The organism is Ruegeria sp. K11 (assembly GCF_056531905.1).
Window position 1 is genome coordinate 1 of record NZ_JBQFMP010000010.1, and the last position, 11,143, is coordinate 11,143.

Annotated in this window: 10 protein-coding genes; 2 read left to right on the plus strand and 8 right to left on the minus strand. The window is 58.6% G+C overall.

The genetic code is table 11. The annotated features are described in order from the left end of the window. Window positions 1-69: 69 nt before the first annotated feature. The 8 genes from ACR0K4_RS16170 to ACR0K4_RS16205 form a co-directional block, all read right to left on the minus strand. Window positions 70-1,281: a saccharopine dehydrogenase family protein gene (locus tag ACR0K4_RS16170; protein ID WP_480854794.1), complete on the minus strand. Its 1,212-nt coding sequence runs from the start codon at window positions 1,279-1,281 to the stop codon at window positions 70-72. Between the two features lie 14 nt (window positions 1,282-1,295). After that, complete coding sequence (gene speA, locus ACR0K4_RS16175; protein ID WP_480854795.1) at window positions 1,296-3,185, minus strand: biosynthetic arginine decarboxylase; 1,890 nt, start codon at window positions 3,183-3,185, stop codon at window positions 1,296-1,298. Window positions 3,186-3,285: 100 nt separating this feature from the next. Continuing rightward, window positions 3,286-4,371: a DUF1513 domain-containing protein gene (locus ACR0K4_RS16180; protein ID WP_480854935.1), complete on the minus strand. Its 1,086-nt coding sequence runs from the start codon at window positions 4,369-4,371 to the stop codon at window positions 3,286-3,288. A gap of 3 nt (window positions 4,372-4,374) precedes the next feature. Continuing rightward, complete coding sequence (locus ACR0K4_RS16185) at window positions 4,375-5,382, minus strand: imelysin family protein (RefSeq protein ID WP_480521016.1); 1,008 nt, start codon at window positions 5,380-5,382, stop codon at window positions 4,375-4,377. Beyond that, complete coding sequence (locus ACR0K4_RS16190; RefSeq protein ID WP_480854796.1) at window positions 5,382-6,929, minus strand: di-heme oxidoreductase family protein; 1,548 nt, start codon at window positions 6,927-6,929, stop codon at window positions 5,382-5,384. The genes ACR0K4_RS16185 and ACR0K4_RS16190 overlap by 1 nt, the downstream gene beginning before the upstream one ends. Beyond that, entirely contained in the window at window positions 6,889-7,374 is a 486-nt protein-coding gene (gene bfr, locus ACR0K4_RS16195; RefSeq protein ID WP_480521020.1) for a bacterioferritin, read from the minus strand. Before bfr ends, ACR0K4_RS16190 begins: the two co-directional genes overlap by 41 nt. After that, window positions 7,322-7,615 (minus strand): (2Fe-2S)-binding protein, encoded by a 294-nt coding sequence (locus ACR0K4_RS16200; RefSeq protein ID WP_480854936.1) that lies wholly within the window; start codon window positions 7,613-7,615, stop codon window positions 7,322-7,324. Before ACR0K4_RS16200 ends, bfr begins: the two co-directional genes overlap by 53 nt. A 131-nt stretch (window positions 7,616-7,746) precedes the next feature. Further along, complete coding sequence (locus tag ACR0K4_RS16205) at window positions 7,747-9,015, minus strand: imelysin family protein (protein WP_480854797.1); 1,269 nt, start codon at window positions 9,013-9,015, stop codon at window positions 7,747-7,749. A gap of 233 nt (window positions 9,016-9,248) precedes the next feature. Here ACR0K4_RS16205 and ACR0K4_RS16210 point away from each other — a divergent pair, with 233 nt between their 5' ends. Both ACR0K4_RS16210 and ACR0K4_RS16215 read left to right on the plus strand, forming a co-directional pair. Beyond that, window positions 9,249-9,794: a ZrgA family zinc uptake protein gene (locus ACR0K4_RS16210; RefSeq protein ID WP_480854798.1), complete on the plus strand. Its 546-nt coding sequence runs from the start codon at window positions 9,249-9,251 to the stop codon at window positions 9,792-9,794. Window positions 9,795-10,034: 240 nt separating this feature from the next. Next, on the plus strand, window positions 10,035-11,009 hold the full coding sequence (locus ACR0K4_RS16215; RefSeq protein WP_480521026.1) for a LysR family transcriptional regulator: 975 nt from the start codon (window positions 10,035-10,037) through the stop codon (window positions 11,007-11,009). Window positions 11,010-11,143: the final 134 nt, after the last annotated feature.

The following is an 11,143-nucleotide window of genomic DNA, read 5'->3' on the forward strand; positions in this document are numbered from 1 at the left end:
TCTCCGATTGTCGAGAGGCCGGGGGGCCAGCCCCCCGGACCCCCCGGAGTATTTGGGAAAAGACGAAGGTCAGAAACTGACGGGACCGTCGAGTTCGTGGACTTGCCATGGCAGGCCCTGGGTGTTCAGCATGTCCATGAAATCATCCGGGTCGAGCTGTTCCATGTTCCACACGCCGGGCTGCGTCCAGTTGCCTTTCAGAACCTGTGCCGCGCCGATCATGGCGGGGACGCCGGTGGTGTAGCTGACGGCCTGGGAGCCGACCTCGGCATAGCATTCTTCGTGGTCGCAGATGTTGTAGATGTAGTAGGTTTTCTCACCCGAGCCGTCCTTGGCCTGACCTGTGGCGATATCGCCGATGCAGGCCTTGCCCTTGGTTTCTGCACCCAGATCACCGGGATCGGGCAGCAGGGTTTTCAGGAACTGGATCGGGATGATTTCCTTGCCGTCATGCATCACCGGATCGATGCGGGTCATGCCGACGTTCTCCAGCACTTTGGCGTGGGTGATATAGGCGTCGCCGAAGGTCATCCAGAAGCGGGCGCGCTCGATCTCGGGGAAGTGGGTGCTGAGGCTCTCCAGTTCCTCGTGATACATCAGGTACATATTCTTGGGCCCGATGGCGGGGAAGTCGAATTCGACCTTGTGGGTCATGGCCGGGGAATGCTGCCATGCGCCGTTTTCCCAGTGACGCACCTCGGCCAGCACTTCGCGCAGGTTGATCTCGGGGTTGAAATTGGTGGCGAATTCCTGATCGTTGCTGCCACCATTGGCGTCCAGAACGTCGATCTGGCGGATGGTGTTCAGCTTGTGTTTCTTGAGCCATGTGGCGAAGACGGAGGTCACGCCCGGATCAAAGCCCGAGCCGAGGATGGCGGTCAGGCCCGCCGCCTTGAACCGTTCCTGATAGGCCCATTGCCAGTGGTATTCGAATTTGGCCTCATCCTCGGGCTCGTAGTTCGCGGTGTCGAGGTAGTGGATACCGGCCTCAAGGCACGCATCCATCAGCACCAAGTCCTGATAGGGCAGGGCGAGGTTCACCAGAATCTCCGCGCCCGTTTCCTTGATCAGCTTGACCGTATCTTCGACCTTATAGGCATCCAGTTCGGCGGTCTTGATGTCCACACCGACGCGATCCTTGACGGCTGCTGCGATGGCGTCGCATTTCGATTTTGTGCGGCTGGCCAGAGTGATCTCGGTGAAGATATCCGAATTCATCGCCATCTTGTGCACGGCTGCGTGGGATACGCCGCCTGCGCCGACAACCAGTGTTTTGCCCATGGTCTGTCTCCTTCTTATTCGTAATAGGTGTAGCCGTTGATCGAGTCGCGATAGGCGCTCATCAGGGTTTTGCGGTCCTTGGCTTGCAGAGTACCGGTCGAGATCGCCTCGTCCACCATTTTGCGGAAAGCGGCGACGCAGTCTTGGGGGTCGAATTCAACGTAAGACAGGACCTGGCTGATCGTGTCGCCCTCTTGTTCGTGCAGCAGGTCAAAGCCGCCATCGGCGCGCAGGTCGATGGTGACAACGTTGGTGTCTCCGAACAGGTTGTGCAGATCGCCCAGTGTTTCCTGATAGGCGCCGACGAAGAAGACGCCCATGAAGTATTCATCGTCTTCGGGCAGCGAATGGACCGGCAGGCTGGGGGATACCCCGTCGGCCAGAATGAACCGGTCGATCTTGCCGTCGCTGTCGCAGGTGATGTCGGACAGAACAGCGCGGCGGTCGGGCGTTTCGTTCAGCCCTTGCAGCGGCACGATCGGGTGCAGCTGGTCGATGGCCCAGACATCGGGCAGGGATTGGAACAGCGAAAAGTTGCAGTGATAGATATCAGCCACTTTCTCAAGCTGATCGTCCACATCCGTTTCCAGGTCGTCGCTGGCTGCAAGAGCCTTGAGGCGGGCCATCAGCGACAGATAGATACGCTCGGCCCGGGCCATCTGGCGCAAGTCCACGTATCCACGACGGAACAGGGCGCGCAGTTCGTTGCGGTAGAAAGTTGCGTCGTTCCAGCATTCCTGCAGGCGGTCGCTGCTGAGATATCCATGTACGGCAGCAAGGTCCGAGACCAGATGGTTGTCGTCGGGTTCCACATCCGGCGCGGTGGGCGCATCGTAAAGCGTGGTTTCCAGCACGTTGAAGACCAGCATCGAAGATGTCGCCACCACGGCGCGACCGCTTTCCGTGACCAGCGTGGGGTGGGCGATCTCGGCCTCGTCCATCGCGTAGGCGACGGTTTCGACCACGTTGGCGCAGTATTCCTCGACCGTGTAGTTGATCGAGTTCTCGGCAGCCTTCTTCTCACCCGTATAGTCCACGCCCATGCCACCGCCGAGGTCCAGATGGGTCAGCGGCACGCCCTCACGCGTCAGTTCGGTGTAGTAGCGGCACGCCTCGCCGACAGCGCGGCGCACATCGTTGACGTCCTGCACCTGGCTGCCCAAATGCGAGTGCTGCAGTTTCAGGCAATGTAACAGGCCCGCCGCTTTCAGCTTGTCCACCGTGGCGACAAGTTGGTCGGTGTTCATGCCAAAGGCCGACCGGTCGCCCGAGCTTTCTTCCCATTTGCCGCTGATCTGGTTGGTCAGTTTCACCCGCACGCCGATCAGGGGTTCGATGCCCAACTCCTTGTAGACCTCGATCACCGTGTCGGCCTCTTTCGGGCTTTCCAGAACGATGACCGTATTGAAGCCGATCTTGCGGGACAGGATGGCCAGTTGGATGAACTCGGCATCTTTGACGCCATTGCAGACGATCAGTGCCTCAGACGCCAGACGATGGGCCAGCGCCACGACCAGTTCGGGCTTCGATCCGGCCTCAAGCCCATAGTTGTATTTCTTACCGAACTCGACGATCCGGTCCACGACCTGCGCCTGCTGGTTCACCTTGATCGGGAAAACACCCCGGTAAGAGCCTTTGTAGTTCACCCGCGCGATGGCATCGCGGAAGCTTTCGTTCAGATGCGCGATCTCATGTTCCAGATAGGACGTAACCCTCAGAACCATCGGGGCTTTGATGCCCCGGTCGTCCAGATCGGACAGGATGCCCGGCAGGCTGATCGCGGCGGCCTCGGGGTGCATGGGATTGCGCAGACCGATCTCGCCCTGCTCGGTCACCTCGATGAGGCCTTTGCCCCATTTCTCAACCCCGTAGATGGAATGCGGTGCGTCGGGCGTGTGTTTCAATCAGTCAGGTCCTTGCAATAGGGGTGCCGGTTTCGCGCCCGCCAATACGGCAGCAGTTTGATTCGTCCAAGTGTAATCTATGTTGCGGGAATTGCCGAATTTATCCGTGGGCGCGGATGGGGATCAGATGGTTGTCCCATTTACAGTCCATTGTGCCTTCAACCCGGGCTTTGCCATGCTTGACCGATCCGAACGCGCCGGTGCCTGTCGTGAAGGCAAGGCCGTTGGGTCCAGCACCTAACCCGCAGACGTCGTGCAACGGGAAGGCGTGGATCAGGTCGCCACTTGTGATGTTGAACTGGTGCAGAACATTGCCGCGGGGGCAGGTCATGGCGACTGTTGTCCCATCCGAAGCAAAGGCGACGCTGCCTGCATAGCCCTGCAGCTTTGCTTGCTGATCTCTTGACGCAGACAGCAGGGTCGGAGCCTGCCCGATCCTGTGCAGGCCCAGCAAAGGCGGGGCCTCAGACATATCGCCCTGCCATTGCATGGCGAAAGCCACCAGCCCATCCGCCCGCACATCCAGATGGCGGACCGAGTTTTTGTGCAGCCTGCCCGGTAAATGAACCTGATCCAGGATGGTGCCTGACAGGTCAAGATATGTCAGATTGGGCTGCATCCAAGGTAGGTTCAGCTTTGTGCGGCCTGAATCGGGATGGGTTTCGATGCCGCCATTGGCAACGACCATAGCATTGCCGTCGGGCATCAGGTGCATGTCATGAGGGCCTATGCCACCGGACGGGATTTCGCCCACCCGGGCATAGCTTGTTGCGTCCCAGATGCCGATGATGCCCGTGGCTGCGTCATAGTCGTTTTCGGTTGTCAGGAACTGATGGCCGTCGGGCGAATACAAACCATGCCCATAAAAGTGCCGTCCTTCCGGGGCGCGCAGCCGTGCCAGTTCTCGTCCGCTGGCGCAATCGATCACCATCGCGAAGGTGCCGGGACGACGGGCAAAGGCGACTGCGTGGGGTTTGTGCGGATGCGCAGCGGCGGCGTGGCCGCGATCGGGCAAAGGCCGCGAGAACAGAACAGTGCCTTGCCCGTTCAGCCCGGCCAGCCGGTAGGTTCCGTCCGGAAACTGGGCGGCGGCCAGATAAGCAGGTGCGCCCGTCGCAGCCCAGCCAGTCTGAGGTGCAAAGCTGGTGGCCGTCAGCCCGGCCAGAAATTGGCGGCGCGTGGGCATCATTTAGTCTCCGTCCAGGGAATTGAAGCCAGCGCTTATGCCAAGCGTCGGGCCCAGTTCCGATGTCGTTATGGTGCGGATGTCGTTGATCGATTGCTGCAGGGCTTCGATCCGAAAACGTCCCTGAGGGGACGCAACACCCGCCAGCGCCGGATCGTCAAGTGCCCGGGCGCGGCTTATGGCCCTGGCAAAGGCTGCATCCAGTTCGGCGGCAATGTCGGGGTAGTCGCCGGACAAACGCGCCGCGAGATCCTGCAGCGCGATCAGCGACAATTCGATATGGCGCAGAGATCTACCGGATCGGCGCGCCTCGGCCCGGTTGGGGCGGGGGCGGTCGAAGGTGCCAAGCGGACGGCCCAAACGGGTATCTGCGGTGAGTTGCAGACCCGTTGTCAGGGCCTTGAACAGTTCTTGCAACGCCTCGTCTTCTGAACGGTAAGGGCCGTCTTCACTTGGATGCGTAAAGGTCGCTGCGTATCCGGCCCAATCGGATGAAATGGCGTCCGCATTGCGGGCGATGTCTGTTGTGATGGCTTGAATCAGAGCACACCGATACGCCGCACCACCCTGATCCTGAAAGGCCGGATCATACAGCATCCGCTCCAGTGCAAAGAACCCGCGTCCGGCGATGGAAATCTGGGCAAAGGCGTCCGGGTCGGCAACCACTTGATCCGCATCGGTGATCAACCGCGACAGGGTTTTGGGGGTGAACCCTTTGGTGTCAGGCCAGAAAGCGAGAGCAAAGGCCCGGTCATCGGTTTCCGTGGGGCCAAAGCGCAGATGGCTGGCAGAAATCCACGCGTCAAATGCGGCTCCATAGGTGGTGCGCAAGCTGTCGGACGGCGCGCAGTCTGCTTGGGCTTGAGCTGCAAGGCTTGTGGCCGCGTCGGACAATGTGCCGAACCGGGGCAGAATGTGACTTTGCGCAATCTCGGCCTGAATTGATCCACGGTCCTGCGCCCACAAGACCACTGGGAATACCAAAGCGGACAAGAGGGTCTTCCAGCGCATCACAAGCTTTCCAGAAATCGGATCAGGGCGTCGCGGTCCGCCTTTGGCATTGAGACAACCTGATCGCGGGCTGATTCTGCCTCGCCGCCATGCCACAGGATTGCCTCAAGCAGGTTTCGCGCGCGACCGTCGTGCAGGAATTGTGTGTGACCCGACACGCGCTCGGTCAATCCGATACCCCATAGAGGCGGGGTGCGCCATTCATGACCCGTTGCACGCGCCTCGGGGCGGTGGTCGGCCAGACCGTCGCCCATGTCGTGCAGCAACAGATCGGTATAGGGCCAGATCAACTGAAAACTATGCTCGGGACGGTCGTCCATACGATGGGTGACATGGGCTGGTGTGTGGCAAGACGCGCATCCGGCGTCATGAAACACCTGTTTGCCCCGCAGCACCTGCGCGTCATCGACATCGCGCCGCGCAGGCACACCCAGATTGCGGCTGTAAAAGGCGACAAGGTCCATGCCGGTCTGATCGATTTCATGCCTGCGAATGTCGGTATCCCCATGTGGGGCTTGCACGCAACTTGCCTGTTCGTGGGTGCAATCTCCATAGGGGCGCGGGAAAAGCGGGCTTGATATTCCGATGTCACCGGCAAAGGCAGCAGCCGATTGTTCCATGACCGTGGGCATTCCGGCCTTATGTCCGAACCGGCCCAACATGGGGGCGTCAAACTCGGTCGACCAGACGATATTGGCCCGGCCCGAGATACCGTCGCCATTGCTGTCCCCTGGGTCCGCATTGGCCAGAATGTCCTGCGCCGGGATCGTCTCGAGCAAGCCCAGGCCGATCATCTGCGGCGCAACACGAGGGCTTAGCATCGCCTCGGGATGCAACGGCCCATACCCCAGATCGGCGGCCTGATAATCGGGTTGTCGCAGCGACGCCGTCTCACCATCGGACAGGGCGACCGGGATTTCCGTATACGTAATGTCCAGCCGGTATTCGGCGGGATGGCCGGGCAGCCCGAAATCCTGCAACTGCCCGCCATAGGTCGGATCGGGCAGGGTGGCCAGATAGCCTTCGATTGCGGCCGGTGCGTCATCCGGGTCGCCCGGGACCGAGACACGCAGAAACATCGAGATGGCATTGTCATCCGGCCCATTTGGCGTATGACCGCGCCCGTCCTTTATGTGGCAGCGCTGGCAAGAGCGCGCATTGAACAAAGGGCCCAAGCCGTCGGACGCCAATGTCGATGACGGGGCCGAAACCCATATCTTCTTGAACAGCCCGTTGCCGACCTTGAAATCCAGCTCTTGCTCAAAGCTGAGATTGCCCGAGGGCTGGGAAAACGCATCCGCATCCGTACGCGCCCGTACAGTCGCGGCCCCGGCGCTGAGTTCTTCGTGTTTCTGCGACGCGCTGAAATCGGTCGGGACGGCGGTCGCGGCCTCGATCCGGGTGCGTTCTTCGGCGGTTCTGGGCGTTGTGTTGAGGTGAATATCCCGCAGCTCCTGGGCCAGGGATGGGGTGGCCGCCAAAGCGACCACCGGTAACAGGTGCAGGCTATTCGCCTTCGTCCATTTTCGATGCGTTGAGATGCGCATAGTTGGCTTCGCCGATCCTCTCGTACAGATCAAGCTGCGTTTCGAGAAAGTCGATGTGACCCTCTTCGTCGCTGATCAGTTCTTCAAACAGGGACATGGTCACATAGTCCCCCGCCTCGCGGCAGTATTCCCGCGCCTCGACATAAAGGGCGCGTGCGTCATTTTCGGCGGCCAGATCGCATTCCAGAGTTTCCTTCGGGTTTTGACCGATCCGCAGAGGGTCCAGTTTTTGCAGGTTGGGGTGACCTTCCAGAAAGATGATCCGCTCGATCAGCTTGTCTGCATGCCCCATCTCTTCGATGCTTTCCTCGCGGCTTTTCTTAGCCATATGGCCCAAGCCCCAATCTTCCTGCAGGCGGTAGTGCAGCCAATACTGGCTGACTGCCGTCAGCTCATGCCGCAGGGATTTGTTGAGGTATTCTATGACTTTGGGATCGCCCTTCATCTGCATTCTCCTGTGATACTCCGGTGCGCAACGCACGGAGCTGCATGGGGACTTCCAGATTATCGCTCATGCGCATGGTGTCTAGGAAAAGAGGCATGCATCCGCCGCAGTCCGCCGATTTTCCGAGGGCATGATATATCTTGCCCGGTGTGATGATCGTGTCGGGGTCCGACGTTCGCATCCAGTCAATCGCGGTGCGGATATCCGTGTCCGAGATATGAGTGCAATGACAGACAATCATGGTGTAGGTGCTTTTCTGCTGTTTATCCGACAATAATAATCAGGATAATATCGACTGTCTTGCGGCAAACTGTCTGTCCGTCTTCAAAATCCCGAGAGGCGGCAAAGATCTGCCGCCTCGCACAATTGGACTCACTGGAAAACTGCGTCCGGGTTATCCAGACTGTCTGACCCTTCAAAGTCGAGCTGGTCCAGGTTCAGCGTTGTGACGACACGTTCGATGGTCTTTGTCTGGTCGATCAGGCCATTCACGCCACCCATGATCAACGCCTCTCCGCCTGCGTTGCCTTGTTCCAGCATCTGATCATAGGCAAACCCGGCCTCAGCCGTCGATTTGATCCGGCCCAAGGCCAGCATGGTGGTGGCGAGCTTGGCCTTCATCTCGGCGTCCAGCGCCGGGTCCGTTGCGGCAACCAGATCGGACAGCGAGGCTCCGCCGACTGGCGTCCCATCGATTCGGGTGTAGCTTCCAAGATAGACATTCTGAATGCCCAGACCGTCGTAATAGTGGCTGTTATGGGTATTGTCCGAGAAGCAATCATGCTCTTCCTCGGGGTCGTTCAGCATCAGGCCCAGTCGCATCCGCTCACCAGCCTGCTCGCCATATGACAGAGAGCCCATGCCCGTCAGAATGGCGCTGACGCCCGCGTCTTCGTTTTCCAGCAATTCCAAGCGGGCCGCACCGCCGTCCTGCCATTGGGCTGCCATCCAGTCCAGATCGCTTACCAGCAGGTCAGTGACTGCACTCAGATATTGTGCGCGACGGTCGCAATTGCCGCCGGTACAAGCCGCGTCCTGCGCGAAGTCCGTCCACGGACGATTGCCTGCGCCCGGGCCGTGACCGTTCAGATCCTGACCCCACAGCAGAAATTCAATCGCATGATATCCGGTGGCAACGTTGGCTTCGATGCCGTCGGCTTCGTGCAGCGTATTGGCCAGCAGGTCGGGTGTGATGTCACGGGCTTCGATTGTCTGGCCTGACAGCTGGAAGCTGGGGTTTGCAATGACGTTCAGGGCGGCGAATTCGTTTTCGTCCGTCGGACCGCCATAGGAGGCGTCGACATAGTCAATCAACCCTTCGTCCAGAGGCCAGGCGTTTACCTTCCCTTCCCAATCATCGACGATGGCATTGCCAAAGCGATACACCTCGGTCTGCTGATACGGAACCCGCGCCGCAACCCATGCGGAACGCGCGGCATTTAATGTCGCGTCAGACGGGTCCGCTATCAGGGCGTCGACCGCCGCACCAAGGGTTTTTGCGGCAATCAAGCTGTCTTCAAACTTGGCTTCGGCGATATTTGCGTAAGTGTTCAGGACTTCGCCTTTTGTGTCCGTTTCGGCAAGGGCCGCGGGTGCGATGCACAATCCAAACAAGCTGGTTGCGGCAAGGAATCTGGTCATAGGTTTGATCTCACAGGTAAAATCAGGATTCGTCTCCGACATGTGTCGGGATGTGGATGCGCGAATAACTGATAGAAATAGTCAGTAATGTCAACCTGACTTTTATAGTCGGGAATTTTACTCCCTGTTACCCCGCTATAATTGGGGGGTTCGGGACCGTGCCTTGTTTATTGCGAAAAGTCACAGTTTTATTAAAATGCCCAACCAGATTTGTGTGATTTTTGGTGAGTATTATGAAACGCGTGGCGATTGCCATTTTGCTCTTGCCTGCTGCGCTATTGGTTCAAGCGGCTCAGGCCGACAGTGCCCAAGCGGCAGGTGCGGCGCGTCTGACCATATCCGTGTCGGGGTCAGAATTCCTTTTGGTTCTCGAGGTTCCCAGCGCTGACATCATGGGCGCGGCCGGTGAGGCGGAAAGCGGGGAACAGCGTGATCAGGTCGCCACAGCCATGTCGCGCTTGTCAGATCCGTTGACTTTATTCGTGCCGCCGTCCGAAGCCGGGTGTATGACCGCGTCCGCCAATGTCGCGCTGACCGGGGACACCTTTGGGCAATCCACCGGTGTCTTCAAGGCGACGAACGGATCGGGCACCCGTTTTCAGGCGGAATATATGATCCAATGTCAGAGTATCGAGGCGCTGGATCGCCTGAGTTTCCGCTATTTTGAGCACTTTCAGAATACGCAGGCTTTGACCGTGCACTATTCTTCAGGCGGGGGAAGCGACATGTTCGAGGTTCTGCGCACCTCGCCGGTGCTGACGCTGTCACAAACACCTTAAATCCCTTATCAGGTCTGTAAGACCCTCGTATTTGGTCGTTCTTCATTTATCTGCAGTGGGCCAACAAAGGAGGCCGGGGCAGATCAAATGAATCCTGTGCACAATCGCTCACGAATCCGGGAAATCGGGCGATGCGTGTTGCTAAGACGTGTTCAGGGGGGCAGGATTTCAGCGATCCCATTCCGAAGGGCCGTTTTCGGGACATCTCACCAGCCACGGCCTACGAGTTAAGTTAAACAGATGAATTTACGTGATCTTCAATATGTTTTGGCCGTTGCCGAACATCAAAATTTTACCCGCGCCTCTCAGGCCGCTGCCGTCAGTCAGCCTGCCCTGTCCAATCAGATCAAAAAGCTGGAGGCCGAACTGGGTGTGCCGATCTTTGATCGTAGCCGGGATGGTGTGACGCTCACGCCCTTCGGACAAGAAATGGTGGCTCGTGCAGGGCAGATCGTCGAGCTTGTGGACAACATCAGCGATCTGGCCCGGCGACATCAAACGACGGAACTGCCGCCCATTCGCCTGGGGATGACACCGACTCTGGCGGCCTATCTGTCGCTGTATTTTCGGGACCTTTTTTCAATGGCCGTGCCGGACCGCAAGATCATCATCGTCGAGGAGTATCCCGTGGCCCTGGCCAAGATGGTCGAAGACCGGTCGGTTGATATTGCCTTTATCGCTCGCAAAAGCTTCAATCAGATTTATCGCGGTTCAAAACGGCCGATGGATTTCACGTCGCTGTGGCTCGAGCCTTTGTATCTTGGGGTACGCACAGGTCATCCGCTTAGCAAAAAATCCAGTATCTGGGCCCATGAAGTGCCGGCCGACCAATTGATCCGGTTTCCCATCTCGTTTGGGTACGACCTGGAACGCGACCTGCCAGAGCCGTCCGACATGGTGGCCGAGGAAACCGGCATCGATGTTTCGACGGCGCGGTTTGAAACTGTCTGCAGATATGTTGCGCAAAGCGACGCCTGCACCATGGTCAACGCGATTGCTGCTGAACAATTCAAGCGCGATGGCTTTGGCCTGAGCTTTTTGCCCTTTGATGACAAGGGCAACATGCGGGAACTGGGTGCGCTGACGCGACCACAATACCCTAACCCTGAAGTCATCGAAGCCATGGGCAAACAAATCTGTTTGGACCCGCCCCGGGGCACCATGGCGTCGCGCAATGCGAATCTGGGCAAGAAGACCGTCTCCACTGACAACTGAAACACAGATCGCTGGCTGGGCACGGTGTTCTGCTTCGGCATTTTTGCGCGCAATACGGTCACGTTCACCCACTTTTACGTGAATCCGCGTCAGAGAATAGAACGCGGCTTTCGAATTTTTCACGTAAATTGTTG

Excerpts from the sequence above, each read along its gene's own strand:
- ACR0K4_RS16180 (WP_480854935.1), bottom strand. The coding sequence starts at position 4,371 with ATGCCCACGCGCCGCCAATTTCTGGCCGGGCTGACGGCCACCAGCTTT.
- ACR0K4_RS16215 (WP_480521026.1), top strand. The coding sequence starts at position 10,035 with ATGAATTTACGTGATCTTCAATATGTTTTGGCCGTTGCCGAACATCAA.
- ACR0K4_RS16170 (WP_480854794.1), bottom strand. The coding sequence starts at position 1,281 with ATGGGCAAAACACTGGTTGTCGGCGCAGGCGGCGTATCCCACGCAGCC.
- ACR0K4_RS16205 (WP_480854797.1), bottom strand. The coding sequence starts at position 9,015 with ATGACCAGATTCCTTGCCGCAACCAGCTTGTTTGGATTGTGCATCGCA.
- ACR0K4_RS16185 (WP_480521016.1), bottom strand. The coding sequence starts at position 5,382 with ATGCGCTGGAAGACCCTCTTGTCCGCTTTGGTATTCCCAGTGGTCTTG.
- bfr (WP_480521020.1), bottom strand. The coding sequence starts at position 7,374 with ATGAAGGGCGATCCCAAAGTCATAGAATACCTCAACAAATCCCTGCGG.
- ACR0K4_RS16210 (WP_480854798.1), top strand. The coding sequence starts at position 9,249 with ATGAAACGCGTGGCGATTGCCATTTTGCTCTTGCCTGCTGCGCTATTG.
- ACR0K4_RS16200 (WP_480854936.1), bottom strand. The coding sequence starts at position 7,615 with ATGATTGTCTGTCATTGCACTCATATCTCGGACACGGATATCCGCACC.
- ACR0K4_RS16190 (WP_480854796.1), bottom strand. The coding sequence starts at position 6,929 with ATGCGCATCTCAACGCATCGAAAATGGACGAAGGCGAATAGCCTGCAC.